This is a genomic window from Streptomyces achromogenes (genome assembly GCF_030816715.1).
GTDB classification, from domain to species: Bacteria; Actinomycetota; Actinomycetes; order Streptomycetales; family Streptomycetaceae; genus Streptomyces; species Streptomyces achromogenes_A.
The window spans coordinates 1038011-1063834 of sequence record NZ_JAUSYH010000001.1 but is presented as its reverse complement, the minus strand read 5'-3'; the positions used below and the strand labels follow the sequence as shown (position 1 = coordinate 1063834).

29 protein-coding genes and 3 pseudogenes are annotated in these 25824 nt (G+C 69.6%); 21 read left to right on the top strand and 11 right to left on the bottom strand.

The annotated features are described in order from the left end of the window. Positions 1 to 352: 352 nt before the first annotated feature. From QF032_RS04700 to QF032_RS04685, 4 genes are all read right to left on the bottom strand, one after another. Complete coding sequence (locus tag QF032_RS04700) at positions 353 to 1690, bottom strand: right-handed parallel beta-helix repeat-containing protein (RefSeq protein WP_307040279.1); 1338 nt, start codon at positions 1688 to 1690, stop codon at positions 353 to 355. 65 nt (positions 1691 to 1755) lie between these two features. Further along, positions 1756 to 2346 (bottom strand): hypothetical protein, encoded by a 591-nt coding sequence (locus tag QF032_RS04695; RefSeq protein WP_307055018.1) that lies wholly within the window; start codon positions 2344 to 2346, stop codon positions 1756 to 1758. Then, complete coding sequence (locus tag QF032_RS04690) at positions 2313 to 3944, bottom strand: glycoside hydrolase family 2 TIM barrel-domain containing protein (protein WP_307055016.1); 1632 nt, start codon at positions 3942 to 3944, stop codon at positions 2313 to 2315. The genes QF032_RS04695 and QF032_RS04690 overlap by 34 nt, the downstream gene beginning before the upstream one ends. Next, positions 3944 to 4870: a hypothetical protein gene (locus QF032_RS04685; protein WP_307040276.1), complete on the bottom strand. Its 927-nt coding sequence runs from the start codon at positions 4868 to 4870 to the stop codon at positions 3944 to 3946. Before QF032_RS04685 ends, QF032_RS04690 begins: the two co-directional genes overlap by 1 nt. A 721-nt stretch (positions 4871 to 5591) precedes the next feature. Between QF032_RS04685 and QF032_RS04680 the strand changes: the two genes are divergently transcribed. The 8 genes and pseudogenes from QF032_RS04680 to QF032_RS04645 all read left to right on the top strand — a co-directional run bounded on the left by QF032_RS04680 (position 5592) and on the right by QF032_RS04645 (position 11752). After that, entirely contained in the window at positions 5592 to 5729 is a 138-nt protein-coding gene (locus QF032_RS04680) for a hypothetical protein (protein ID WP_307040273.1), read from the top strand. Positions 5730 to 5875: 146 nt separating this feature from the next. After that, the gene (locus QF032_RS04675) at positions 5876 to 6082 is read left to right on the top strand and encodes a hypothetical protein (RefSeq protein WP_307040271.1); all 207 of its coding nucleotides are present in this window, start codon (positions 5876 to 5878) and stop codon (positions 6080 to 6082) included. A gap of 1 nt (position 6083) precedes the next feature. Next, the gene (locus tag QF032_RS04670) at positions 6084 to 7625 is read left to right on the top strand and encodes a family 43 glycosylhydrolase (RefSeq protein ID WP_307040269.1); all 1542 of its coding nucleotides are present in this window, start codon (positions 6084 to 6086) and stop codon (positions 7623 to 7625) included. 421 nt (positions 7626 to 8046) lie between these two features. Then, a complete protein-coding gene (locus QF032_RS04665) occupies positions 8047 to 8928 on the top strand; it encodes an alpha/beta hydrolase family protein (RefSeq protein WP_307040267.1) in 882 nt (293 codons plus the stop codon). Positions 8929 to 9044: 116 nt separating this feature from the next. Next, positions 9045 to 9245 (top strand): annotated as a pseudogene (locus tag QF032_RS04660) (rhamnogalacturonan lyase family protein); the annotation flags it as partial. 342 nt (positions 9246 to 9587) lie between these two features. Next, entirely contained in the window at positions 9588 to 9755 is a 168-nt protein-coding gene (locus QF032_RS04655) for a hypothetical protein (protein ID WP_307040265.1), read from the top strand. Between the two features lie 27 nt (positions 9756 to 9782). Further along, a pseudogene (locus QF032_RS04650) lies at positions 9783 to 10612 on the top strand (glycosyl hydrolase 53 family protein). A 375-nt stretch (positions 10613 to 10987) separates the two neighbouring features. Further along, positions 10988 to 11752, top strand: coding sequence for a rhamnogalacturonan acetylesterase (locus tag QF032_RS04645; protein WP_307040264.1), 765 nt, complete (start codon positions 10988 to 10990; stop codon positions 11750 to 11752). A gap of 259 nt (positions 11753 to 12011) precedes the next feature. Here the strand turns inward: QF032_RS04645 and QF032_RS04640 are convergent, their stop codons facing one another. After that, complete coding sequence (locus QF032_RS04640) at positions 12012 to 12386, bottom strand: winged helix-turn-helix transcriptional regulator (RefSeq protein WP_307040261.1); 375 nt, start codon at positions 12384 to 12386, stop codon at positions 12012 to 12014. A 91-nt stretch (positions 12387 to 12477) separates the two neighbouring features. On the opposite strand from QF032_RS04640, the gene QF032_RS04635 reads away from it, so the two are divergent. From QF032_RS04635 to QF032_RS04610, 6 genes are all read left to right on the top strand, one after another. Next, the gene (locus tag QF032_RS04635; protein ID WP_307055014.1) at positions 12478 to 13290 is read left to right on the top strand and encodes an MBL fold metallo-hydrolase; all 813 of its coding nucleotides are present in this window, start codon (positions 12478 to 12480) and stop codon (positions 13288 to 13290) included. A 70-nt stretch (positions 13291 to 13360) separates the two neighbouring features. Next, positions 13361 to 13492: a hypothetical protein gene (locus tag QF032_RS04630; RefSeq protein WP_307040256.1), complete on the top strand. Its 132-nt coding sequence runs from the start codon at positions 13361 to 13363 to the stop codon at positions 13490 to 13492. 52 nt (positions 13493 to 13544) lie between these two features. Continuing rightward, positions 13545 to 13895 carry a YybH family protein gene (locus tag QF032_RS04625; RefSeq protein WP_307055012.1) on the top strand — a complete coding sequence of 117 codons (351 nt, stop codon included), beginning with the start codon at positions 13545 to 13547 and terminating at the stop codon, positions 13893 to 13895. A 341-nt stretch (positions 13896 to 14236) separates the two neighbouring features. Beyond that, positions 14237 to 14470 carry a hypothetical protein gene (locus QF032_RS04620; protein ID WP_307040252.1) on the top strand — a complete coding sequence of 78 codons (234 nt, stop codon included), beginning with the start codon at positions 14237 to 14239 and terminating at the stop codon, positions 14468 to 14470. A gap of 1 nt (position 14471) precedes the next feature. Next, complete coding sequence (locus tag QF032_RS04615) at positions 14472 to 14624, top strand: hypothetical protein (RefSeq protein WP_307040250.1); 153 nt, start codon at positions 14472 to 14474, stop codon at positions 14622 to 14624. Between the two features lie 54 nt (positions 14625 to 14678). Continuing rightward, positions 14679 to 14831, top strand: coding sequence for a hypothetical protein (locus tag QF032_RS04610; protein WP_307040248.1), 153 nt, complete (start codon positions 14679 to 14681; stop codon positions 14829 to 14831). Positions 14832 to 14978: 147 nt separating this feature from the next. Here QF032_RS04610 and QF032_RS04605 read toward each other — a convergent pair whose 3' ends face one another. From QF032_RS04605 to QF032_RS04590, 4 genes are read right to left on the bottom strand one after another with little or no spacing between them, the layout of a single operon-like run. Then, on the bottom strand, positions 14979 to 15776 hold the full coding sequence (locus QF032_RS04605; RefSeq protein ID WP_307055010.1) for an acyl-CoA thioesterase: 798 nt from the start codon (positions 15774 to 15776) through the stop codon (positions 14979 to 14981). A 10-nt stretch (positions 15777 to 15786) separates the two neighbouring features. Continuing rightward, the gene (locus tag QF032_RS04600; protein ID WP_307040243.1) at positions 15787 to 16644 is read right to left on the bottom strand and encodes an acyl-CoA dehydrogenase family protein; all 858 of its coding nucleotides are present in this window, start codon (positions 16642 to 16644) and stop codon (positions 15787 to 15789) included. A gap of 6 nt (positions 16645 to 16650) precedes the next feature. Further along, positions 16651 to 17745 carry an acyl-CoA dehydrogenase family protein gene (locus tag QF032_RS04595; RefSeq protein ID WP_307040241.1) on the bottom strand — a complete coding sequence of 365 codons (1095 nt, stop codon included), beginning with the start codon at positions 17743 to 17745 and terminating at the stop codon, positions 16651 to 16653. Continuing rightward, on the bottom strand, positions 17742 to 18158 hold the full coding sequence (locus tag QF032_RS04590) for a nuclear transport factor 2 family protein (protein WP_307040240.1): 417 nt from the start codon (positions 18156 to 18158) through the stop codon (positions 17742 to 17744). Before QF032_RS04590 ends, QF032_RS04595 begins: the two co-directional genes overlap by 4 nt. 95 nt (positions 18159 to 18253) lie before the next feature. Between QF032_RS04590 and QF032_RS04585 the strand changes: the two genes are divergently transcribed. The 7 genes and pseudogenes from QF032_RS04585 to QF032_RS04555 all read left to right on the top strand — a co-directional run bounded on the left by QF032_RS04585 (position 18254) and on the right by QF032_RS04555 (position 23790). Then, positions 18254 to 20365 carry a branched-chain amino acid ABC transporter permease gene (locus tag QF032_RS04585; protein ID WP_307055009.1) on the top strand — a complete coding sequence of 704 codons (2112 nt, stop codon included), beginning with the start codon at positions 18254 to 18256 and terminating at the stop codon, positions 20363 to 20365. Continuing rightward, positions 20343 to 20774: pseudogene (locus QF032_RS04580) on the top strand (ATP-binding cassette domain-containing protein); the annotation flags it as partial. The gene QF032_RS04585 and the pseudogene QF032_RS04580, both read left to right, overlap by 23 nt. Before the next feature lie 34 nt (positions 20775 to 20808). Continuing rightward, positions 20809 to 21063 carry a hypothetical protein gene (locus tag QF032_RS04575; RefSeq protein WP_307060565.1) on the top strand — a complete coding sequence of 85 codons (255 nt, stop codon included), beginning with the start codon at positions 20809 to 20811 and terminating at the stop codon, positions 21061 to 21063. Continuing rightward, positions 21060 to 21770 carry an ABC transporter ATP-binding protein gene (locus QF032_RS04570; protein WP_307040234.1) on the top strand — a complete coding sequence of 237 codons (711 nt, stop codon included), beginning with the start codon at positions 21060 to 21062 and terminating at the stop codon, positions 21768 to 21770. Before QF032_RS04575 ends, QF032_RS04570 begins: the two co-directional genes overlap by 4 nt. Beyond that, positions 21767 to 22180 (top strand): hypothetical protein, encoded by a 414-nt coding sequence (locus QF032_RS04565; RefSeq protein ID WP_307040232.1) that lies wholly within the window; start codon positions 21767 to 21769, stop codon positions 22178 to 22180. Before QF032_RS04570 ends, QF032_RS04565 begins: the two co-directional genes overlap by 4 nt. Then, positions 22143 to 22463 (top strand): hypothetical protein, encoded by a 321-nt coding sequence (locus QF032_RS04560; protein WP_307055007.1) that lies wholly within the window; start codon positions 22143 to 22145, stop codon positions 22461 to 22463. Before QF032_RS04565 ends, QF032_RS04560 begins: the two co-directional genes overlap by 38 nt. Positions 22464 to 22488: 25 nt before the next feature. After that, the gene (locus QF032_RS04555) at positions 22489 to 23790 is read left to right on the top strand and encodes an amidohydrolase family protein (RefSeq protein ID WP_307055005.1); all 1302 of its coding nucleotides are present in this window, start codon (positions 22489 to 22491) and stop codon (positions 23788 to 23790) included. A 68-nt stretch (positions 23791 to 23858) separates the two neighbouring features. Here the strand turns inward: QF032_RS04555 and QF032_RS04550 are convergent, their stop codons facing one another. After that, positions 23859 to 24536, bottom strand: coding sequence for a response regulator transcription factor (locus QF032_RS04550; RefSeq protein ID WP_307040226.1), 678 nt, complete (start codon positions 24534 to 24536; stop codon positions 23859 to 23861). 23 nt (positions 24537 to 24559) lie between these two features. Beyond that, positions 24560 to 25741, bottom strand: coding sequence for a sensor histidine kinase (locus QF032_RS04545; RefSeq protein WP_307040224.1), 1182 nt, complete (start codon positions 25739 to 25741; stop codon positions 24560 to 24562). Between the last annotated feature and the right edge of the window lie 83 nt (positions 25742 to 25824).

The following is a 25824-nucleotide window of genomic DNA, read 5'->3' as shown; positions in this document are numbered from 1 at the left end:
TCGACGTGTCCTCAAGAACCGGATTCCGCTGGGTCTCGCCAGCTCGACGTGCTTGCCCGTGGCGAGGCCACAGGCGGGCCCGAAGTCCTGGCGGGCGGGCAGCGTGTATGTCTCGTCGGGGCCGGTGAGTCCATTGGGGGCCGCTGCCGAGGACCGTCGCCGTTGGGGAGCGGTCCACGCATGCCTGACGATCACTCAGGACCCGCTTCAGGAAGGCGAACTCGGAGCAGGCTGGCGGAGCCACCCCGCCGAGCGGTCGGCACCAGCCCGTCGGACGCGGTCCTTCGCCCCGCGACCCCCTTGCGTGGCAGCGGCCAGGGCGTCCCGGGGGCTGTCGCGCGGGCGGCGCGGGTCAGCGTTCGAAGGCGCCGAGGTCCGGGGCCGAACCGTTGTAGGGCAGGCCGACGTTGACGCCCTTGTCGATCAGGGTGCTGTTCGACGCGAGGCGCAGATACGGCAGTACCGGCAGGCTCCCGTCGGCTTGGCGGGACGCGTCCCAGCCTGATGTCGACACGCTCTGGAACTGGGAGTTGGACAGGTTGACGTTCAGATTCCAGGAGTTGTACGAGGCGCTGGTCCCGGTCATGTTCGACAACAGGGTGCCGGTGTAGGCGATGTTGTTACGCAGGTTGCCCAGGCCGATGGCGGCACCGGTCCGGGAGATACCGAGCATGTTGAAGTCGGGGTGGTTTTCGTAACTCGTGTTGTTGAAGAAGTCGTTCGCGACGGTGTGGTGGTTGGCGTAGAAGCCGGAAGACCGGTTGTTGAACGCCACGGAGGAGCGGACGGTGTGCTTGACCCCGTTGGAGACGTACTTGCCGCCGTAGCCGCCGGCTTTGAAGCCGTTGCCGTTGCCGGACGGGGTGGTGGTCCCGGGCAGGTAGCCGTTGAGCCATGCCCAGGAGTTCTCGATGGTGACGGACGAGAACGCGTTGATGAGGTCGAAGCCGTCGTCGGAGTTCCACCACGCGCGGTCGCCCCGGAAGACGTTGCCGGGATGGTTGGCCGAGATGTGGGCGCCGAAACCGTCGGCGCTCTCGCCGGCCCCGTTGGAGGTGTGCGGGTCGTAGTTGTGGTGGGAGTCGGAGTTGAGGACGAGGTTGCCGCCGCCGTCCTGGATGAACAGACCGGGGCCCATGTTGTGGTGCAGGTCCAGCTGTTCGAAGGTGTTGTTGCTTCCGGAGATCCAGATTCCCCAGGACTCGTGGTTGAGGTTGTTGTTCTGCGGGACCCCGGTGACCGTCAGCCCCTTGAGTCGGATCCAGTTGCCGGTGACGTCGATGCCCTTGATCCGGCAGTCGTCCTTCATCTGCGAGAAGTCGAAGACCGGCTTTTCTCCCGGATAGGCCACGTAGTTGATGAGACTGCTTGAACTGCCGCTCTTGTTCAGGGTGATGGCGTCCACTCTGTCGGTCTGGCTCTTGCAGCCCGCGTTCGCGCGGGAGTAGGCGTACGTGCCGCCGCGGAAGTAGACCGTGTCACCGGCCTGCGCGACGGACTGGGCGTGGGCGAACGTCTTCCAGGGAGCCGCTTCGCTTCCGGCGGCGCTGTCGCCGCCGGTGGGGGAGACGTAGAAGACCTTCCCGGCTGCCGCGTTGCCGGATGCCGCCGACCCGACGACCGTCGTGGCGACGGCCGCCAGGACCGCGGCGGCCGGGAGAGCGAGCCTCCCGTGCTTGGAACGTTTCATTCTCTTCTCCAGTTTGCTCGGAACGCAGGTGGGTGAACTCGGGTCCGGCGCCGCGCCGTTGTGGGTCAGTCGCAGGTTCCCGAGCACGGCACGAAGGGTGCCGTTGTGCCGGTCAGCGTGGTCGTGCCCAGGGTGAGGCCGTCCGCTCGGGCGGTGACGGTGATAGTGCCCGGCCCGGTCGCCCGGACGAGGGCGTACGCGAACCCGTGGTAGGCCTTGCGTACACTGCCGCGGTAGCTCTCCTGCGTCTGGCTGCCGCTGTCGACCGCCACGATCACGCCCGGCCCGCTGATGCTGAAGGTGACCGGAGCGGACGAACCGGTCACGACCCGGCCGGAGGAGTCGGTGACGGCGGCCTGTGCATAGGAGATGTCGTCGGTGTCCGTCGATACGGTGCCGTGGTCGGGCTTGAGCACCACCCGGCTGGCCGTCGTCCCCGTAGGTGGCGGTGAGGTGTGGGGAGCACCCCAAGCGCTCTGCCACGCATACCCGATGGGCCGTACCGTGCCGACCGCGTCCATGAGGCCGGAGCTGCTTCCCACGGTGGGCCACAGACCGTCGGCCTCCCCGAGGTAGTCGGCGCCGGTCCAGAGGAACTCGCCGAGCAGGCCCGGGTTGTTCTTCACCGTCGTCCAGGACGAGGTGTCGGTGCCCATCTCGGTGAGCAGGCCTGGTCGCTTGGCCGACATGCCCATCGCGGCCACCACCTCGTCGGCCGGTAGTTGCCGCCGAAGGTGTCCAGCGTGGTGCGGGTGGCGCCGGTGACGTCGCCGCTGTCCTTGGGCCGGAAGAGCGCCTGGGTGACAGGGCGGGACGGATCCAGGGCGTGCGAGATCGACACCATCCTGCTCAGCAGCGGCTGCCGGGTGGAGAGCGGGTCGCGGATCTCGTTGCCGGCGCTCCACATCACCACGCTGGGGTGACCGCGGTCGCGCATGACGATGCCGGTGGTGTCGACCTGGTACCAGGGCGCCGATCCGCTCGCGCCCGGGACGGCCGGTGTGCCGGTGGGCGAGGACGCCGTGCGGTTGAAGTAGGTGGCGTAGTCGCCGGCGTCGCTGTACTTGTGCTGTGTCCAGGTGTCGAAGAACTCGTCCAGGACCAGGAAGCCCATCCGGTCGGTGAGTTCCAGGAAGGCCGGGCTGGGGGGTTCGTGCGCGGTGCGGATGGCGTTGACCCCCAGGGCCTTGAGCTGGGCGAGCCGCCGCTGCACTGCGCGCTGCGGGGCGGCGGTCCCGAGGGCGTGGTAGTCCTGGTGCAGCGCGGTCCCCTGCAGCTTGACGCTGTGGCCGTTCAGACTCATCCCGCCGATGGGGCTGAAGGCGAGGCTGCGGATGCCGACCGGAGTGAGGTCGTCGTCGACCGGGATGCCGCCGACGTTGACGTAGGTCGCCAGCTCGTACATGTCCGGTGTTTTCAGGTCCCACAGCCTGGGGTTGGTGACGGGGATGTCGTAGCCGAAGGCGGCGGAGGCGCCCGCGGGGACGGTCCTGGCGGCCGTGGTGACGGCGGGGAGCGCGGTGCCGTCAGGATCGCTCAGCACCCCTCGGACGCTGACGCTCGCAGCGGTGGTGCCGTTGTTCACCACGGTGGTCTGCGCGTGGACCGTGGCGGCGGAACTGCGCACGTTCGGCGTGGTGACGTAGGTGGCCCATTGGTCGATGTGCACCGGGTCGGTCGCGATGAGGCGCACGTCGCGGTAGATGCCGGCCCCGGTGTAGTACCGGGAGGCCGGCTGCAGGCTGGTGTCGGTCTTGACGGCGATCAGGTTGTCGGTATCGCCGGCCTTCACCGCGCCTGTGATGTCGTAGCGGAAGCTGGTGCAGCCGTTGGGATGGGTGCCGATCAGTTTGCCGTTGACGTACACGCTGGCATTGGCCATCACGCCGTCGAACTCGATGTACACCTTGCGGTCGGCGGGCACCCCGGCCAGTGAGAAGTGCTTGCGGTACCAGCCGATGCCCGAGGGCAGATAGCCGCCGCGGCCCGTGCTCGACGCCGACTGGGAGTACGGGTCTGACGGCGGGGTCCGGCCCTCGATGCTCCAGTCGTGCGGCACACTCAGCCCGCGCCAGCCACTGTCGTCGTAGGAGGCGCCGCTCGCGCCGCTCGCGTCGCCATAGTGGAAGTGCCAGCCGGGGTCGAAGTCCGTGACCGTGCGGTACCTGGTCGCGGTGCCGGTGCTGGTCACAGCCACGGAGGTGGCGCCGGCCGAGGCGGCGTCTGTCGTGCAGGCGAGGGCCAGCGGTGCCATCAGCAGGAAAGCGAGCGCGCAGACTCGGGCTCTCCAGACCAGGGAATCGGCGGGTGGGGTGCGAACTGCGAGCAGGGTTCGGCGGGTGATCCGCCCGGAACCTGCAGAGGGGGATGGAGAAGGCACATCGGGTCCTTCCTGCCCGCCGATCGCGCGAGAGTTGCGCGGGCGGCGGGCAGTTGGTCAGCGGGAGCCGGAACGTCCGGAGTCCGGTCCGGCTCAGTGTGGGCCGCTGTCGTCAGGGCGTGGCTACCTGAGGTATGTGGCGAGCGGGAGGTCCTTGCGGCGTGTGTCGTCGGCGACAAGGCGGGCCATACGCTGCGCGCCGTAGGTTTCGAAGTGGGTGTGGTCGTTGCAGAAGAACGCGCCCAACGGGCCTGATCCGTAGTCACCGTTGTTCGGGCAGAGCGCAGGCTGTTGTAGAGCGAGACGCTCAGTGTCTTGAGGTCGACGACGGGTGCTTCGGTGGCTGTTCCGGCCGCGAACGTCTGGGGGACGAAGGCCGGGTTCTTGGTGGCCGTACCGCCGGAGCAGGTGATGGCGGCTACCGAGGTGAGCAGGATGAGGTGCGCGCCCCGGGCCAGGGCGGCCTGCGCGATCATGGTCATCACTTGGAAGCGGGGCCTGCCGACGTGCTGCGGGCAGGCCGAGGCGGTGTCGTTGATGCCGAACTGGATGAAGAGGTGGTCGCCGGGCTTCATCCCGGTGGTGGCGTTCAGCATCGACTGCCGGCGCGACGAGTACGCGTTGGACCTGAGCCGGCACTCGCCGTCGGGGCCCTTGGTGTTGCTCACGTTCGACTCGTACAACCAGGTCTGGATGCTGCGACCGCCGACGGCCCGGTTCTTGACGACGACTTCGCTGTTGAACAGGGCGTCGAACTGGCTGCCCCAGCCGACGGGGCAACGGCTACTGGGATTGGCCATGGTGGAGTCACCGGCCAGCCACACGGTGATCGGCCGGGCAGGCGCCCGCCCCGCCGGTGCCGCGGCAGGGCGGTACCGGAACAGTGTCCCGCGGCGCTGCCGGCCGCTGAGGCACCGGATGCCGCAAGGCGACCACCATCGTGGTCGTGAGAAGGATCCGAAGGCTCTTCATGGGTTCTCCGGGCGCGGGCACGGGTGCCGGTCTGTGGAGGCTGGACGGTCAGCGGCGCAGATTCAGCCCACCCAGGTCTGTGTTCGTTCACAGATCGGGGCCTGACGGTGGGGCAGAGCCCTAGGCGTCGACGAGCGTGGGATGTGTCACGCAGCTTCCCGGCAGGACGCGTACCTGTCAACGGGATCTGGCGGATTGGCGGGTAGCGCAATGCTTGAGAGCTGCTGACGCAGCGCGGTGGCATGCGGCCTGACCGGCTGCGATCAGGAGAGGGAGGCGCAGGTCAGATGCACTTCGCAGGAGCACGGGATGATGGTGGGGCGTTGTTCTGCCGGGTGTCCCGAGTTGTCGCATTCGAACATGACCGAACAGCAGAGTCGGACAAAATCCTTGACGACGCGTCGGAGCCTTCCTACTCTCGCCGACGTGGGAACGCTCCCACGCCTCCAGAGTGAACGATCACCTCTCACCTCGGGTGCCGTGTCCACTCGCCCCCACATCGGAGGTCATCGTGCCTGATTCACGCGGGCGTTCACGCACGGTGTCGCGTTGGGCGCGCGCTGCGCGACGCGGCAGGTGGAGAACCTGTTCGCTCTCGACCCCGCCGGCGTGTGGATCGCGACGACGCTGACGCGCCGGGACATGGCGTTGACGAGCCAGGACATGACGCTGACGGCCGGCACATGAAGCTGGCACGACATGAGTCCAGCACCGCGACACGACAATCGACTGCACACCGGTCCGCACTCAACTCGACGTCTGCGACCACGGATCACCTGTGACGACCGGATCACCGCATCATCCTCGGCACGTCCGTCGGCAGTAGGTGACGGGTGGCCGGAGAGACCGGTGCCGAGGCGGGCTCGCCGGCCATCGACACCGGCGTCAGCGTGACCGACAACGGCGGTGTCAACTACACGGGGGCTACGGTCTGCAACCGCCTGCCGAACATCGGGTCCTTCGAGAACCAGACCGGTACCGCCCACCATCTCGGAACCTCGACCGAACAGCCTGGAGAGCAACCGAAGCGGAGGATGTGAAATGCTGGGAAAACTTCCCCGATGGACGATCGCTGCACTGCTGTTCCCCTTCGTGATCGCCTTGGCCTTCTTCGGCGACTTCGCCGACGCGAGAGCCGCGGCCCCTCTGCCCCAGAATGCAGCGGCCGCTGCCGCCCCGGTGCTGCAGAACGACGTCTTCTGGAAGGACACCTCCGGGAACCCGATCTACTCCCAAGGCGGAGGTGTGCTGAAAGTCGGCAACACGTACTACTGGTACGGCGTGAAGTACAACGGAGCCGTCAGCTACTACAACAACCCCGCCGGCGGGAAGAACAGCAACACGTCGTTCAACGCCATCACCTGTTACTCCTCCACCGACCTGGTGCACTGGAAGTTCGAGGGAAACGCGATGACCTCCTCGGACATCGGTGGATCATCCTGGGTCGGCCGGGTGGGTGTCGCACACAACCCCAACACCGGCAAGTACGTGCTGGTCTCCCAGCTCAACAGCGGGCTCGTGTTCGGCACGAGCAGCACTCCGGCGGGCCACTTCAGCCGCGCGGGCACGCAGTCGAGCATCGGCAACGTCAGCACCGGCATGTCCGGCGACCAATCGGTCTTCACCGATGACGACGGACGGGCCTACCTCATCTTCAGCAACAAGAGCGGCCGCTCGAACCTGTACGTCGCCCCGCTGCGCTCCTCCGACTACCTGCACGTCGACAACGCCACGCGGATCTACAGCAGTTCAGCGGGCGGGCGTGAAGGCAACATCATGTTCAAGCACGCCGGGACGTACTACTTCTGCTCCTCGGATCTGCACGGCTGGAACGCGTCCCACACCTACTGCATCAAGTCGTCGAAGATAAGCAGCGGATATTCTTCGGAGTTCGTTCTGCAGGGCACGGACGCCGACTTCTCACATGTGACGCAGACCGGCCTGGCGTTCGAGGTGAGCGGTTCATCGGGATCGTTCGTCATGTTCGGAGGCGACCGCTGGAGCGACTTCGCCGGCAACGGCATCGGCTACAACCAGTGGGTTCCGGTCACCTTCGACGGGACGACGCCGGTCTTCCATTCACTGAACCAGTGGAACGTCGACGCCGCCGCGGGCACATGGTCCGTCGGCAGCGGCAACAACCACGTCCTGAACCCCAGCGTCGAGGCCGACCGGGTCTCCCAGAAGGAGCTCGCCGGATGGACGAACTCGTCGAACGTCAGCAGCGATCCGAACAGCAACCACCTCGGCGGACACACCGGACGCTGGGCGATTGCGCAGTCCTACGCCTCCGCCTACAAGGCCGCCATGTACCAGACCATCACGGTCCCGAACGGGACGTACACTCTGTCGGCCTGGGTCAAGAGCAGCGGCGGGCAGAAGGCGGCGGACATCTTCGCCAAGAACTTCGGCGCGGGCGAAATGGACCGTGCTGTAAACCAGCCGATAGGCACCTGGACGAAGGTCGGCATCTCCGGCATCACCGTGACCAAAGGGTCGATCCAGGTCGGTGTGGCCTCCGATGCGAATCCGGGCAACTGGGTGAACGTCGACGACTTCGAGCTGGTGCAAACCGGCCAGTGATCTGGTCCTGAGTTCGCGTCTCGCCAGGTGAGGCGTGGTTCGTCTCGGTTCGGCCCGGTCGGTCGCGGCAGCTGTCGGCTGCGGTCTGCTGGAGGAAATAGGCGACAGCAGGCTGAATCCGCTGGTGTTGACCGAGGGCGAGCGGCGGACATCGCAGGGGTGAGCCGACCGCCGGCCAACCGCACAGGGTCCGGTTCTGTTGTTCGACTGGCGTGGGAGCGTTCACAGACATGTGGCGGGCGAGGCATCTCCATGCGTGTGTCACGGCAGGTCGGCTCGACCGTTGCGGTCGCGCCTGGACCGGCGAGCGCGCTGGAGAACGACGTCGTGACGGACTCCCTCAAGCGCGACGGGTGCTCACCCAAGAACCAGGCGCACGTTTCCCTTCCGAGCAATCCCCCCACTCACACAGGAGTCATCTATGAGCATGCAACGGCGTACTTTCCTGGCCCTGAGCGCGGCCGGAGCTGCAGGCGTGGGCGCGTCCCTGCTCGGCACCGGGCAGGCAGGCGCCCTCGTCAGGCCGCAGGGCGCACCGACCACGCCGTATGCGGTCGGCGTGCGCCGGTATGACTGGACCCGCGGCAGCCGCCGGTGCACCACCTATGTCTACTACCCCGCCCCCGGCGCCCCCGGCGGCAGCCCGGTGACGGACGCCCCGGTCGCGAACGGTGTCTTCCCCGTCTACAACTTCACCCACGGCTACGGAAGCAGCCCGCAGGACTCCCTGTTCATCATCCGGGCCCTGGCCGCGGCGGGCTTCGTCGTCCCCGCCCCGTACTTCAACCACAACTTCAACGACGTCAACAACGGCAACTCCTCCAAGGATGTCTCGCAGATCCTCACCAACACCCTCGCACTCAACGCGAGCGGACCGCTGGCCGGGCACCTCAACACCGGCATCGGCGTCGGCGTCTCCGGCCACTCCTTGGGCGGCATGATCACGCATGGCCTGCTGACCTCATGGCCCGACAGCCGGATCATCTCCGCTAACCCGCAGTCCTGCGTGGACATGGGCAACCCGTCCCGTTCGGTCTCCGCCAAGGTCCTGTTCGTCCACGGTGACCGGGACTCGACCACCTCGTACAGCTCGGCCCGGCAGGCGTATAAGGAGATCACCTGGCCCAAGGCGTTCCTCACCTTCCTCGGCGGCAGCCACACCAGCTTCTGGAGCGACAACCGCTTCCCGAACACCGTCGTCGACTGGGCGCGCTGGAGCATGTATGGCGACACCGCCGCACGGGACCGCCTCCCTGCCGACGCGGCCGGGCCCAAAACCAAGTGGGAATCCGTCCTCGGCTGAGGGGTAAACCGCTCACCGCCCCTGATCGTTGGGTTGTCATGATTTGGTCAACATCAGGTCTCGGGCTGCCGGCTGCATCCGGTGGTCTACGCCGGCAGCCCGACGTCGACTCACGGTCCGCCTCCGACACCACCCTGCGCGCGACCGCCGGCGCCTCCCTGGGCCGGGAGCCGTCCAGCACGAACTTCGTCAGCCGGCGGCACGGCGACACAGTGCGCGAACTTCTCAACGGCACCCACATCGACAGGTACGGCACGTCCAACGACACACGCCCGCTGACCGGATCCGGGGTCCACTCAAACAGCGGCACCAAGGCCAACCGTCCACACCCCTGAACCCCGCCGTGTGGCCGACCGTGCTGCACCGCATGGGCGGCCGACCAGGTGCGGGGCAAGGCCGGTTCGCAGTGAGACCCGCTGCGGCCGTCGTGTGGACGGCCCCTCGGACGAGCAGCTCCGCCCTATCGGTGCGAACACCTCCCACGGCGACCACCGCCCCGCTCATCTGCACCAAGCCCTCGAAACACGCACCCCCAACTCCCGACCCAACCCAACACCCCAACCCACTACCAACCGCCCGTCGGCCGCTACGACTCACGTGCGGTCGTCGGGTGGAGAGGAGCGACAATGTCTCCGAGCCAGTCATCCTGCTCTGGTTCGATGAGCCGCCGTACTCTGCTCAAGGCCACCTCCGCGACGGCCGGTGCGATTGCCACCGCCGCCGCGCTCGCCGAACTAGAGACACCGGCCAACGCCGCCGCAGCGCCTTTCGTGAAGGGCGTCGACGTCAGCTGGGCGCCGCAGATGGAGGCGCGCGGCTTCTCCTGAAAGAACGCGAGCGGTCAGAAGCAGGACCTGCTGACGATTCTCAAGGGGTACGGAATCACCGCCGTGCGATTGCGCACGTTTGTCAATCCCTCCAGCAGCCCGACCGACGGGCACTGCGGCATCAACGAGGTCGCCGCCTTCGCCAAGCGGGTCAAGGCCGCAGGAATGTCGATCATGCTCGACTACATGTTCGGCGACACCTGGAACTCCGTGGGTGTGCAGAACCCGCCCGCCGCGTGGAGGGGCATGAGCTACAGCCGGATGCTCACCGCGATGAGTACGTACGTGAACCAGAGCATGACGGTCATGAAGAACAACGACGTGCTGCCCACCTGGGTGCAGATCGGCAACGAGACCAACAGCGGGATCTGCCGCCCGTCGGCAGCGTCTCCAACCCGGCGCAGATGACCGGGCTGTTCAACGCCGCCTACACCCAGGTCAAGGCGGTGTCGCCGGCCTCGACGGTGTGCATCCACCTGGCCCAGCCGCAGAAGTACGACTCGATGACGACGTTCTTCAGCCGCTACGCCGCGGGCGGCGGCAAGTGGGACATGTCGGTGTTCTCCTCCTACGGCAGCGCCGGCCTCGCCCCCGGGATCGTGGCGAACACGAAGAAGATCTCGGCCGCCTACGGCAAGCCCTTCATGCAGACCGAGTTCGGCGGACGGGTGGACAGAGCCTCCTCCACTCAGGCCGCGCTGGTCGCGTACATCAAGGCCCTGAAGGCCAACGGTGGACAGGGCATCTTCTATTGGGAGCCGGAGTGCATGTCCCCGTTCACCGGCTACGGCAACGGTGCCTGGGACTCCTCCACGCAGCGGCCCACCGTCATTATGAACGGCTTCACCCAGGCCTGAGCGTCGACCGTGAACCTCGACTCGGGCATCCCTCCGGTCAAGGATTGGAACTGGTGATTGAGATGCATATGACATTCAGCCCGGAAGGGGACGTGGTCAGGCTGGGAGCAGCGGGTCTCTTGACCCTTGCGACGCTGGTCGCCACCGGTGCGGCGCATGCCGACGCGGCCACGCGGGCTGTGCCGGCCGGCTGTTCAGGCACCTCGCCGATCAAGTGTCACTACGCGGTCTCACCCGGCAAAGACGACGTGACGGTCTCCATCGGGGGCGCCGCCTCCGCCGGGCAGACCGAGATGTGGGTGGAGGCCCGGCGCCTGATGCTTCCGGCGACCAAGACGGCGGCCGGTGCCGTCGCCACGTACTCGTTCGGTCAATGTGCGGCAGCCGGAAGGACAGCCGACCGGTCAGGGCGGCACCGGAAACCCCGGGCTGGACATCCGGTTCGCAGGATCCAACCCGCAGGTGCCGGCCGTCTCGGTGAGGCCGGCGACCCAGCCGCTGGTCGCCTACCTGGCCGGTGACTCGACCGTGTGCGACCAGCCGGCCGCCCCGTACACCGGATGGGGCCAGATGATCACGACTGCGGTGGGTCCCGGCGCCGCCGTCGCCAACTACGCCGACTCAGGGGAGAGTTCGGGCAGCTTCCTGTCCAACTCGGCGCTCCTCCCGGCCCTGCTGGCGAAGGTCAGGGCGAACGACGCGGTCTTCATCCAGTTCGGCCACAACGACAAGCAGACCAGAGCGTCCGCTTTCCGGAGCAACCTCACCTCCATGATCACGCAGGTCCGTGCGAAGGGCGGCGTCCCGGTCCTGGTCACCCCGCCGGTCCGCCGGCTGTTCAACGGCAACCGGCTCACGCCCACGGCGCTGCACATCAACGGGGTCGGTGTGAACCTGCCCGCCGAGATGCGCGCAGTCGGCGCGGCACAGAACGTGCCGGTGATCGACCTGACCTCCAAGAGCCAGACGCTGGTCGAGTCCCTCGGCCCGTCCGCCTCCGCACAGCTCTACCTCCGCTCCTCCGTCGACGGCGTCACGGACAACACCCACTTCTCGCAGTACGGTGCGACGCGGATCGGCGGTCTGGTGCTCCAGAGCATCCGGGAGCAGCGTCTGCCCCTGGCCGCGTACCCGCGCTGACCGACGCTCGGCGGCGCCCGTCCGTGGGAAGGGCCCGACGCGGAACATTCGAATATCCGACGAAGGACCTTCGGACACTCGTCACGACCGCTCCTATCACGGCGACTCCCTGCGGTCTGGGACGCTGAGGCCCCGACGGCCGCCATTCCGCCTAGGGATGACGGCCGTCAGATGGGGGAGGGCTCTCGGTTCCGATCGAGCATCGTTGCGTCGGGAGGCTGGTGCGAGCGACTGCGAGATGTGCACCGAGTCTGACTTTTCAGGGTGTCGGGTGGGTGGTGTGGGTGCGTCGGTGGTGGGCGTAGTCGCTGGTGTGTTCTTCGGCCCAGTTCTGCAGGTGTTGCAGTGCGGGGGTGGCGTCGCGGGCGAGGTCGGTCAGGGCGTACAGCACCGTCGGTGGGCGGTCGGCGTGCACGGTGCGGGTGATCAGTCCGCCGGTTTCGAGGTCGCGCAGGGTCTGCGCGAGCATTTTGTCGCTGACGCCGCCGGCCCGACGGCGCAGCTCGGACCAGCGTTGCGGGCCCTCCATGAGGTCGACCAGGACCAGGGCGGCCCACCGGGCGGTGACCAGGTCGAACAGCTGCCTGCCGGGGCAGGCCGGATTACGGACGTTGCCGCGCGTGCTTTCCTGCACGTGCTCACCTCACCTAAAGGTATGTACTTCCCCATAGGAAGTAACTCGGTCAGAGTGAGGGGACCAACCCCTGATCGTCAAGGAGTAACCCGTGGCAACCGACGACGCCGTGACCCGCGCCGTGAACAACGTGACGGTGCTCGGCGGCCCCACCGCGCTGATCCGCCTGGCCGGCTGGACGCTGCTGACCGACCCGACCTTCGACGCCGCCGGCACCGAGTACCAGGACGGCCCGGTTTCGGTGCGCAAGACCGCCGACCCGGCGCTGAAGCCCTCGCAACTGCCCGCTCTCGACGCCGTCGTGGTCAGCCACACCGGGCATCTGGACAACCTCGACACCGCCGGGCGTGCGGTGGCCTCCGCTGCCTCGCAGGTGTTCACCACCGTCGCCGGCGCCACCGATCTGGGGGGTGCGGCCGTCGGCCTGGAGCCCTGGCAGACTAGGACCCTGTCGACGCCGGGCCGTACGCCGCTGAACATCACCGCGGTCCCCGCCCGCCACGGTCCCGTCGGCACCGAGGAACTCACCGGCCCGGTCACCGGCTTCCTCCTGCACACCGACGACGGCTCCACGCCGAGCGTGTACGTCTCCGGTGACACCGTCGACCTGGACGCGATGAGCGCCCTGGCCGGCCGGTACCGCGTCGACGTGGCGCTGCTGCACCTGGGCGCGGCCGGATTCGAGGCATTCGGTGACGTTCGGCTGTCGCTGACCGCGGTCCAGGCCGTCGAGGCCCGCCGCCTGCTCGGCGACCCCCTCGTGGTGGCCGTGCACGCCGAGGGCTGGGCGCACTACACCGAGGACCGCGGCCACGTCCAGCAGACCTTCGAGACGGCCGGCGTCCCCCTGCACTGGCCCACCCTGGGCGAGCCCCTCACCCTGCCCGACCCGCACACCCGCTGACACCTCACCCAGGGCCGCTGCCGGCACACCAACCCGCTCCTCCTGTGCCGCCGCAGACGCGGGAGCGGCTGTGGTCACCGCACCGTACGAGGGCCTCGCCACCGTGCCGGACAAGATCATCAGCGCGCATGACAGCGCCCGGCAGCTTGTGGGGCTGACGCCGCGCACCACCGGTCAATGGCTCACGCAGATCGGCCTGTAGCCGACCGGCCCGTCCGCAACGAAGAAACGAATAGAAAAGAAGAGGAAAGAACATGAAGCCGGAAGTTGTGCACGAGCGCTTCGCCCAGTACCTCAAGGACCGGGACCTCGACGGACTGGGTTCCCTGTTCGCCGAAGACGCCATGTTCGTACCGGGACCGGGGCAGGAGCCGGTCTACGGCAGGGAAGGCATCAAGGAAGCGCTGAAGCCCTACCTCGCCTCGCCCAGCACCTTCGAGATGGGAGCCGCGTCGGTCCATCAGAACGGCGACCTGGCGATGGTCCAGGTGCCCTGGCGGATCACGAGCGAAGACGGCATCGTAGAGGGGAAGTCGGTCGAGGTGATGAAGAGGACGAGCGAGGGGGACTGGGTCTACATCATCGAAAACCCCTACGGCGTCTGATTGGCGGTGCATGCCGCACGCGGTGGCCGGGACGAAGACCGCGTTCCGGATCTGGTGGCCATGCAGTGTGCCGCGCACGGGCACGAGGCGGTAGTGGTGGTCGCCGGTGGTTTGCTGGTCCTGGTGGGCGGATCGGCACCGGACGCCGAGCCCGCCGCGGCACAGGTGGCACGGCTGGGCGAAGCCCTCGCCGGGTTGCTGTCAGCGATCCTCGCCGCGCGGGTGTGCGTCGGTGTCGGGGAGGGGGCGCACCCGCAGCGCCAGGTGGCCGAGTCCCGGCGGGCGGCCGCCTGGCGCTGCGGGCACTGCTGTCCCGCGACGGACTCGGCACCGTCGCGCGGGTGGGCGAGGTCGCCGAGACACTGGCGATGATGTGCATCCTCGACACGCTGCGCGAGGTGCCGCTGTCGCCGGAGCTGCTGGTGACACGTTTGGCCGCGTACGACGCCGAGCACGGCGGAGCCTTGATCGACACACTGCGGGCCTACCTCGATCACTTCTCGACGTGCCCGCGGCATCCCGGGCGCTGGGTGTCCCCCCAACACGTCCCGCTATCGCATCCGGCGGGTTCGTGAGGTGTGCGGCATGGAACTGGACGATCCCGAGGCCCAGCTTCTGGCCCATGTGCAACTGCGCCTCATCCACCAAGACCGCAGGGGACGCCCGATCGCCATCAGCCATGCCGGCGCCCAGGTCGCCGCACGCACCGTGTTCCAGCCCGACTCGTGACCTCTGCGGGTCACGGCCCACCACCCCACCGTAGCCCGCAAGGCCGGACCACTGGTGGCACAGGACAGCGCCGGCCCTCTCTGCTTCGCCGGTGACCTGATCGCCCGAGCCCGTCCCCTGCCCGCTCTCGCGGCGGGCGATGTCATGGCGATTCTCGACATCGGCGCCTACTGCTTCTCCCCCCTACCACTTCAACACTCTGCCTGAACCCGCCGTCTACGGAGTCCGCACCGGTGCTCGCGGAGATGTCCGATTCGAACTCCTCCGGTCTGCCCAGACCATCGACGACCTCCTCACCCGGAGCCGATGACCCACCTCGGCCCCGACGGGGAGCCGCACGGCGTTCGCCACTCTTCACGCGGTGAACCGCAACAACGCCTCCTGCGCGTACGACGCGAGCAGCGTGCCGTCCGCCGTCAGGACGTCCCCGCGGCCGAAGCACCGCCCGTGCGCGGCGAGCGGGCTGTGCTGGCGCAGCAGCAGCCAGTTCCCGGTGGTGAACGGCCGGTGGAACCACACGGTGTGTGCGGTGACGGCCGAGGTGAACGCACGGCCCGCGTCCGCCTGCGTCACGCCCTCCACGGGACGCAGCGCGGTGCCGATGGGCGTGAGGTCGGTGGCGTAGGCGAGGAGGCCGGGGGCGAGGGCCCGGTGAGCGTCCGGGATGAGGGTCCACAGCTCGTACTCGGATGGCTCCGACTTCGCGGTGTCGAGATCGGCCGCCGCCCTCGACTCCCAGGGCAGCAAGCCCAGCGCGACGGCGCGTTCGGGCCCGGGCAGCGTCGGCACGGGGGTTGCCACCTGCCGGTCGGGCCCCTCCTCCCACACGTGCAGGCTCGCGTTCGCCACCGCGACGACTCCCCGCTCCTGGTGGGCGGTCAGCCGTACGGTCGCGAAGGTCCGCCCCTGCTGCGGCACCTCGGTCTGGTAACGCACCGATTCACCCGTGCGCCCTTCCCGCAGGAACTGCGTGTGGAGCGACTTCAGCCCCTTGCCCGGCGCGGCGAGCTGTGCCGCCCCTGCGAACTGGGCGAGCAACTGTCCGCCGAACAGCCGCCGGTACTCCAGTTGTTGCGAGCGTCCCTCCCAGGTGTCAGGCCCGCAGGGAGCGAGGTCGAGACAGCCGAGCAGGTCGTTCCACAGGTCGGACACAGGGCGCCCCTCACAGGTCGATGAGGCGAGGGGCGCGCGTCTCACGCAGCAGCAGCCGACCGGCCTCGCGGGTCAGTTCACGGGTGGAGCCGAGCAGCCCGTCGAGCACCAGGGCACGTTTGACGTGCCGGTGGAGGGCGTGCTCGGCGGTGAAGCCGATACCGCCGAGCGCCTGCTGGCAGTGGCGGGCAGCGGTGAGCGCGGCCCGGCCGGCGGCGGCTTTGGCGAGCAGCGCGCTGGTGTGATCCAGGGCATCGACGCTGTCCGGCGCTTCGGTGTTCTCCCCGGCGGAGCGGTCCGTCTCCGGAGCCGCGGCCGCGACCAGCACCGCCTCCGCCGCCTCCAGCGCCACGTACGTCTCCGCCAGCCGGTGCCGCAGCGCCTGGAAGGAAGCGAGGGGGCGGCCGAACTGCTCGCGGTCCAGCACATGTTCGCGGGCGAGCGCCAGCATGGCCCGTCCGGCGCCCAGCAGCCACCAGCCCAGAGCCCGGCGGCCCGCCGCCACGGCAGGTGCGGGAAGGTCACCGGGTTCGGCGTGGCGCAGCGGAAGTCCGGGATCCAGCGGACCGGTCGGCGCACGGTCCCCCCGGGCCCACCGCACCCAGGCCCCGCCCGCGTACGGCAGCGGCGGCGTACCCCCGAGCGGGCGACCCGCCGCCAGCAGGACGACGTCGTTGAGGACCGGCGCCTGAGCGCCGGTCTCCCCGAGCAGCCGGAACACCAGCGGGATCGCGGTGTCCGGTTCCTCTGCGAGCATCTCCGCCCAGCCCAACTCGGCCAGGGCGGCGCCCGGTTCGGCTTCCGGCCCGCAAGTCGTCAGGGACTTGCGCAGGGCATCTTCCAGCAGTGCGCGTTCAGCCGCGTCCACCGCGTCTCACTCCTTCCCGAGGTCCAGCAGACGGCGGGCGACGATGTTGCGCTGGATCTCGGCGGTGCCGCCGTAGATGGTCGCGGCCCTCGAGTAGAGGTACTCGGTGCGCCACGTCCCGTCCGGCGCCAGCTCCACCGACCCCGGCAGCAGGTCCCGCGCCGTGTCGAAGAGCCGTTGCTCGGCACCGGCCAGCAGTATCTTGTCCACGGAGGTCTCCGGGCCCAGCCGCCCGCCGTCCGCCAGGGCCCGTTGTGTGGCGGCCGAGCGGCAGCGCACGCTGTGCAGGTCCAGCCAGACCGCACCCAGCGCGTCCGCGTCCGGCTCGCAGCCGTCGGCCAGGAGCCGGTCGAGGCGGCTGTAGAGGTGAGCCACGCGGTGCCAGAAGCAGGTGGACCGCTCGTGCGGCAACAGGTCCATCGCGAGGCGCCAGCCGTCGCCGGGGGAGCCCAGCAGCCGCCCCGCGGGGACCCGCACGTCGTCGAAGAACACCTCGGCGAACTCGTCCACGCCGTGCATCGTGCGCAGCGGCCGTACGGTGATGCCGGGGGAGTCCATGTCGACGAAGAAGGCGCTGATGCCGCCGTGCCCCGGCCCTCCCGTCCGGGCGAGCAGGACGCAGCGGGCCGCGTACTGGGCGAGGCTCGTCCACACCTTCTGCCCCGTCACCACCCAGTCGTCCCCCCGCGGGACCGCACGCGTGGACAGGGACGCCAGGTCGCTGCCCGAGTCGGGTTCGGAGAAGCCCTGGCACCACTGCTCCTCGCCGCCGAGCAGCCGGGGCACCATCTCGGCGGCGAGCGCGGGCGGCGCGTAGTCGATCAGTGTGGGGACCAGCACCTCGACCATCGACCACAGGCCGGGCTCGGCGAGGTCCCGCGAGGCGACCTGCTCGCCCAGTACCGCCCGCAGCACGCTCGGGCCGCCGAGTCCGCCGACCGCGTCCGGCCATCCGTGCCGCATCCAGTCCGCCGCCCACAGCTCCCGCCGGACGCGGGCCAGCTGCGCGACCTGGGCGTCCAGGGCGTGGTCCGTATCGGGGGACAGGTCGTGACGGTCCAGCCAGGCGCCCAGCGCCCGGCGGAACTCCTCGACCCTCACGAGCGGGTGCCCTCGAAGGCGTGCGGGCGGCCCGAGTCGTGGGCGCCGCTGCGGCGGATGAAGGTCATGGCGCGGGTGCGCAGCCGCCAGCCGTCCGGGGTGCGGACGTAGGTATCGTTGTAGTAGCCGATGCGCAACTCGTGCGTGGAGTGCTCGACGAAGCACAGCGGCTGAGTGCCGGTCGCCGCGTCACCGTCCAGCTCGATCACCGGCGTGCCCACGAGGAACAGCCCCTTCGGGGCGGCGGAGACGAGTGCCGGAAACTCGTCGAGCGGGTAGGTGTCGCCGAAGGCGCTGTAGCTGCCGTCCGGCGCGAACACGGCGAGCACCCGGTCCACGTCACCGCGGGTCATGGCGACCGCGTAACGGGCGAGGAGCTGTTCGATCTCCACCAGGTCGTCGGTGACGCTCAAGGGCCTCGTCCTCTCGTACGAGAATGTAATTCTCACTGAAGGAGTATTGCTCCGGATGGTTGCTTCTCCAATAGGGAGAAGCTAATTTCCAAGACATGGATCAATTCCTGGCCTTCACGGTGGTCGGCCTGAGTACCGCCGCCGTCTACGCCGTGATCGGCACCGGTCTGGTGGTCACCCACGCCACCACCGGTGTGTTCAACTTCGCCCACGGCGCCGCCGGGATGCTGTCCGCCTTCGCCTACTGGCAGCTGGCCGTCGGCTGGGGCTGGCCGGTCCCGCTCGCCCTCGCCTTCGTCCTGCTCGTCCTGGCCCCCGCCTTCGGCCTGTTCGTGGAACGTGTGCTCATGCGGCCGGTGCAGGCGCTCGGCGAGGCCGAACGCCTCGTGATGACCGTCGCGCTGCTCACCGGGTGCATCGCGCTCGCCCGCTGGGTGTGGGACCCCAACACCGCGCGTCCGCTCACGCCGTTCTTCGCCGAACGGCCCGCACTGCGCCTCGGCCCGGCCGCCGTCACCTGGCACCAGGCGATCACCATGGCCGTCGCCCTGGCGATTGCCGCGGCCCTCTGGGCACTGCTGCACCGGACCCGCGCCGGCACGGAGATGCGCGCCTCCGTCGACGACCGGGCTCTCGCCGGCCTCACCGGCGCCGATGCGCTACGTGCCACCCGGCTCGCCTGGGTGCTCGGCATCCAGCTCGCCGCCGTCGGCGGCATCCTCATCGCGCCCGCCGTCGCGCTCGACGCCCAGCAGCTGTCGCTGCTCATCGTCAGCGCCTACACCGCCGCCGTCTTCGGCCGACTGCGCAGCCTGCCGCTCACCTTCCTCGGGGCCCTCGTCGTCGGCCTGCTGGAGGCCTATCTCGCCGGCTACCTGCCGCAGAACGACTACCTTCCGGGCCTGCGTCTGGCAGCCCCCGCGCTGCTGCTGTTCCTGGCCCTGCTCGCCTTCCCACACCGCAGACTGCGCGGCCGTGACCGCACCCCCGTACGGGTGCCGCTGCCGTCGGCACGCGGGAGCCTCCTCCTCGTGGGCTTGACCGTGCTGTTCGCGCTCGTCCTGGTGACGGTCCTGGCGGAGGACGCCGTCCTCTCCTACGGCACGCTCTTCCCGCTCGGCGTCATCGCCCTGTCCTTCGTGCCCCTGGCGGGATACACCGGGCAGATCTCCCTGTGCCAGCTGTCCATCGCCGGCATCGGCGCCGTGGTGTGGGGACACCTCGGCGCGCACGGCGAGCTGTGGGCGCTGCCCGCCGCCATGCTGGTCACCGCGGCCGTCGGCGCGCTGATCGCGCTGCCCGCCCTGCGCCTGTCGGGCATCTACCTCGCGCTCGGCACCGCCGCGTTCGCCGTCGTCCTCGACCGCTGGATCTTCACCTTGCCCGCCTTCGAGGTGCTGGGTGTGCGCGTCATCTTCTTCGACCAGGGTTCGGTGACCGTCACCGGCCCGGACCTGTTCGGCCTGCACCTCACCTCACCGGCCCAGCTGCTGGTGTTCTCCGCCGTCTGTCTCGCGCTCGTCTCGGTCGGCGTCGCCACACTGCGCCGGGGCCGGTTCGGCCGCCGACTGATCGCGCTGCGCGACAGCGAGGCCGCCTACGCCACCCTCGGCGGACGGCTCCTCGTCACCAAGACAGCCGTCTTCGCCCTGTCCGCCGGGATCGCGGGACTGGGCGGTGCCCTGTACGGCATGCAGCTGCAGACCGTCACCGCCGACCAGTTCAACCTCGTCGCCGGGCTGCCGATCTTCCTGATCGCGGTCATCGGCGGCCTCGGCGCGGTGGGCACGGGGCTGTTCACCGGCATCGCCTTCGTCCTGTCGGCGCAGCTTATGAGCGGCCTCGGCTCCTGGGTGCACGACGTGACCGCCCTGCTCGTCGCCCTCGCGGGCATGGGACTCGCGCACAACCCCAGCGGTGTCCTGGCCCGGATGCGCGCCGAATGGGCGCCACTGGGACGCAACCGGCCGCTGCTGAGCGGGCTGCTCGGCGTCCTCGGCGTGTGCTGGCTGCTCGCGGCCCTCGACGTGGCGAACGGATGGCTGCTCCTCGCGATCGCCCTCGTCACGGCCCTTTTGCTGCGCGTCCGCGCCGCCGCCGCACAGCGGCCGCCCACCGACATCCCGCCCGAGTGGTGGGGAGTACGCCGCCCCTGGCGGGCCGAGGACGGGGAGGTGCTGAGCCGTGCCACCACTGTTGCGGGCTGAGAAGATCACCGTCTCCTTCGGGGGACGCCGCGCCCTCGACGGCGTGTCGCTGACGGCCGAGGCGGGCCGGGTAACAGGCCTCATCGGCCCCAACGGTGCGGGAAAGTCCACGCTGTTCGACGTGGTCTGCGGGCTGCGCCGACCCCGCACCGGCCGTATCCGTCTCGACGGCCGCGACATCACCCGGGAAGGCCCCGCGCGTCGCGCCCGCCGCGGGATGTCCCGCACCTTCCAGCACCTGGAGCTCTTCGGCCGTCTCTCCGTGCGCGACAACCTGCTCGTCGCCGCCGAACTCGGCTCGGGGCGCCGCCACGCCGCCCGCACGGCCGACGCCGTACTGGCACGGCTCGGCTTGACCGGTGTGGCCGACGACGCGGCCGACGCGCTCCCCACCGGCCTGGCCCGCCTGGTCGAGGTCGGCCGCGCCCTCGTCCTCGGCCCACGTGTCCTGCTCCTCGACGAACCCGCCCGCCGGTCAGGACGCGAAGGAGACGGAGCGGTTCGCCGCGCTGCTGCGCTCCCTGGCCGACGAGGGCACGGCCGTCCTGCTCGTCGAGCACGACATGAGCCTGGTGATGAGCGTCTGCGACGAGGTGCACGTCCTCAACCTCGGCTCCGTCGTCGCCAGCGGCCCGCCCGCCCGAGTACAGACCGACGAGTCGGTCCTCGCCGCCTACCTGGGGGAGACACGGCCATGAACGGACCGCTGCTGCAGCTGGACGGCATCCGCGCCGCCCACGGCGGCATCACCGTGCTGCACGGCGTGGACCTGGCCGTCGAGGAGGGCCAAGTGGTTGCCCTCCTCGGCCCCAACGGCGCCGGTAAGACCACCCTGCTGTCGGTCGCCGCCGGTGTGCACCCGCCCAGCGCCGGCCGGTTGCTGCTCGGTGGCCGGGACGCCACGGGCATCCACCCGCGCGCCCTCGCCCGCGCCGGCGTGTGCCTGGTGCCCCAGGGCCGTGGTGTCTTCCCCAACCTGTCCGTGCGCGACAACCTCCGGATGATGACCTTCACGGGCCGCACCCACGAAGAGATCGAGGAGATCGCCTACGCCCGCTTCCCCGTCCTGGGCACCCGGCGCGCCCAGCCCGCGGGCACCCTCTCCGGCGGCGAGCAGCAGATGCTCGCCCTCGCCCGCGGCCTCGCCACCGACCCCGCCGTCCTGCTCCTCGACGAACTCTCCATGGGGCTCGCCCCGCTGGTCGTCGCCGAACTCTACGAACTCGTCGCCGGCATCGCCCGGCAGGGCGTCGCCGTGCTCGTCGTCGAGCAGTTCGCCGCCGCCGTGCTCAAGATCGCCGACCACGCCGCCGTCGTCGTAGGCGGCCGAATCCAGTGGCAGGGGCAACCCAACGGCTCCCTGCACGCCGAACTCTCCTCCTACTACCTGGGGAGCCCGATATGACCGCACCTCCCGACGCGCGTGCAGAACGGTTCGTCCGCGAACTCGCCGAGCTGAAGATCCCCGACCCGGCCGCCGCCCGCGCCACGCTCTGGCTGCGGCTCGGCGGACTGCTCATGGCCGCGGGACTCGTCCTCGGCGCGCTCGCCTTCCCCTTCGCCCACGCAACCGACAACTCCCTCGCTCAGGGCGACGCCCTCGCCATCGGCCTCGGCGGCATCGCCGCCGCCGTGGTGGGCGGAGCCCTGTTCCTGCGCTACTCGCTCACCGGCTTCCTGCGCTTCTGGCTCGCCCGCCAGTCCTACGACCTGGACCGGCTGGGGGAGAGGCTCACCCCACCGGCACCGGCACCCGCACCCCAAGGAGAACCGCGCCATGCCGTCACCCCGCATCCCGGCCCTGCGCCCCGGTGACCAACTGGCCTCGGCCACCGGCACCACCCGCGTCATCGTGATCCGGGCTCCGCAGGAGGTCACGGGCCCGGTCGAATGCGGTGGCAGCCCGATGGTCCCGGTCCAGGACGCCCCTGCCGCACAGCCGGCCGGTCAGACACCGGACACCCTCATCGGCAAGCGCTACGTCGACCCCGCCGACACGCTCGAACTCCTCTGCACCGCCTCCGGCACCGGCCACCTCACCTACGGAGGAAAGCCCCTGGCGGTCAAACCGCCGAAGGCCCTGCCCGCCTCGGACTGATCCGCCCACAGTCACAAGGAGTCCCATGGACCGCGATGACATGATCCTCATCAGCGTCGACGACCACATCATCGAACCGCCCGACCTGTTCGCCAACCACCTGCCGGCCCGCTACAAGAAGGACGCGCCGCGGCTGGTGCACCGCGAGGACGGCAGCGACGTCTGGCAGTTCCGGGACGCCAGGATCGGCAACGCCGCGCTCAACGCGGTCGCGGGCCGTCCCAAGGAGGAGTACGGCATGGAGCCCCAGGGCCTGGACGAGATCAGGCCCGGCTGCTACGACGTCGACGAACGCGTCGCCGACATGAACGCCGGTGGTGTCCTCGCCCAGCTGAACTTCCCCTCCTTCCCCGGCTTCTCCGCCCGGCTGTTCGCCACCGAGGACTCCGACTTCTCGATGGCCCTGGTGCGCGCCTACAACGACTGGCACATCGACGAGTGGTGCGCCGCCCACCCCGGCCGTTTCATCCCCATGGCCCTCCCGGCCATCTGGGACGCCGGGCTGTGCGCCCAGGAGATCCGGCGCGTCGCCGAGAAGGGCTGTCACGCCCTCACCTTCCCGGAGAACCCGGTCCCGCTCGGCTACCCGAGCTTCCACTCCGAGTACTGGGATCCGGTATGGCGGGCGCTGACCGACTGCGGCACGGTGATGAACCTGCACATCGGCTCCTCCGGCCGCCTCGCCATCACCGCGCCCGACGCCCCGCCGGACGTGATGATCACCCTCCAGCCCATCAACCTCGTCCAGGCGGCGGCCGACCTGATGTGGTCCCGCGTCCTCAAGGAGTACCCGGCCATCAGGATCGGGTTGTCGGAGGGCGGCACCGGCTGGATTCCCTACTTCCTGGACCGGCTGGATCGCACCTACGAGATGCACGCCACCTGGACGCTCCAGGACTTCGGCGGCAAGGTCCCCTCGGAGATCTTCCGCGAGCACTTCCTGACCTGCTTCATCAGCGACCCGATCGGGGTGAGGCTCCGCCACGACATCGGCATCGACAACATCTGCTGGGAGGCCGACTACCCGCACAGCGACTCGATGTGGCCCAACGCCCCCGAGGAGCTCCACGAGGTGCTGACCGCCAACTCCGTGCCGGACGACGACATCAACAAGATGACGCACGAGAACGCCATGCGCTGGTACTCCTTCGACCCGTTCGCCCACGTTCCCCGCGAACAGGCGACCGTGGGAGCCCTGCGCAGGGCCGCGGGCGACCACGACGTGTCCGTGAAGTCCCGCAGCCGTCAGGTCGTCACCCCCGCCGAGAAACTCGCCGTCTACCGCAAGAAGGCCGAGGCGGCGCTCGCCGCAGCGCAGCCGAAGTGAGGCCGACGGCGCGTCCCTCCCGCGTGTTCCCCGGGAGACCCGGGCACCGGTCGTGGCCGTCCGGTGCCTCAGCCCTGTCGTTCTCCCGCGCGTACCAGGCCGGTCTCGTAGGCGATGACGACGAGCTGGGCGCGGTCGCGGGCGCCGAGCTTGGCCATGGCACGGTTGGCGTGCGTCTTGACGGTGACCGGGGTGACGAAGAGGCGTTCGGCGATCTCGTCGTTGGCCAGGCCGGTGCCCACCAGTGCCAGTACCTCCCGCTCCCGGGGAGTCAGCATGGCCAGGCGACGGGGGTCGACGAGGTCGCCGGGTGAGGGCTGGGAGAGAACCCGGGAGATCAGGCCCTTGGTGGCTGCCGGGGAGAGAAGCGCCTCTCCGCCGGCCACCAGGCGGACGGCGTCGAGCAGTTGCGCCGGTTCGACTCCCTTGCCCAGGAATCCGCTCGCGCCTGCCCGGAGGGCCTCGATGACCAGGTCGTCCTCCTCGAAGGTGGTGAGGACGAGGACCTTGACCCCGGCCAGGTCCTCGTCCTGGGCGATCAGCCGGGTTGCCTCGATGCCGTCGACCTCGGGCATCCGGATGTCCATCACCACCACGTCGGCGCGCTCGGACCGGGCCAGTCGGGCTGCCTCCCGCCCGTCGGAGGCCTCCGCGACGACCTCCATGTCCGGTTGTGCGCTGATGAGCAGCCGGAAGGTGCCGCGGAGCAGAGCCTGGTCGTCGGCGAGCAGGACGCGAATGGTCATGTGCGGTGTTTCCTCACGGGGTGTCAGGCAGGTGCGGGAGAGAGCGAGACCGGCAACTCGGCTACGACCTGGAAGCCGCCTTCGGAACGCGGGCCGGCGGTGACGGTACCGCCGATGGCGGTGGCCCGCTCGTGCATGCCGATCAGTCCGTGGCCGGTGCCCGCGCCCTTCGGCGCGCCCGGGCGTCCGTCATCCGTCACCGTGACCCGGAGTGAGTGCACGCCATACTCCAGGACCACCGAGGCCGAGGACGTGGACGCGTGCTTGTGGGTGTTGGTGAGGGCTTCCTGGATGATGCGGTAGGCGGTCAGGTCGGTTGCGGGCGCCAGCGGCGAGGGGCCGCCCGTGCGGGTCACCGACACGGACAGGCCGCTCGCCTCGAAGCCGGTGACGAGGGCGTCGAGATCGGCCAGGCGCGGGATGGGGGCCCGCGAGCCCGGTGCGTCGTCGGGCTGGCGCAACAGGCCGACGGTGGCACGCAGTTCGTCGAGGGCGGCTCGGCTGTTGTCCTTGATGTGGGCGAGCGCCTCGTAGGCCTGGTCGGGGTTGGCGCGCATGAGATGGTGCGCCACACCGGCCTGGGCGTTGACCAGGGTGATGTGGTGGGCGACGACATCGTGCAGATCGCGCGCGATACGCACGCGTTCCTCGGTGACCCGGCGCCGGGCCTCTTCCTCCCGGGTGCGTTCGGCGTGTTCCACGCGTTCCCTGGCCGCCGCGAGGTTCTCACGGCGGCTGCGGACGGTGCGGCCGAGCGCGGTGGCCGCGATCGCGAAGTCCAACCGCAACAGACTGGCCCCCGCCACCAGGGACTCGGAGTGAGTGGCGGCGTAGACACCGTTGATCGCCACGGCCGAGGCCACCCCGACCGTCCACGCGGTGCGTCGGCTGCTGAGGAAGGCGAGGGTGTACAGGGCGATCAGGCTTGCTCCCGGGGCCGGCGAGATGTGTGAGGCGACGGCCATCAGCGTGAGGTCACCCGCAAGGGTGAAGAGGGCGACGCCCAGGGGCCAGCGGCTTCGGAAGGCCAGCGGCACGCACGACAGCGTCGTCCACACGACCTCGTGCCAACGAGGCTCCTGCCAGCCCTTGCCGACGGCGGCGGTCGCCGCCGCGGCGATCACGATCAGCGGTACCGCCGGCAGCGCGTCTTTGATCCGGTCATGACGGGCCAGCCACTGTCGCCACACCATGGGCAGTTCCATTCCCTCACTCTAAGCAGCGCCGGCCGGTGGAAGGCGAGGTCCCCCCGCCTTCCACCGGCCCGCGTGCGATGTCCGCCCGTCGA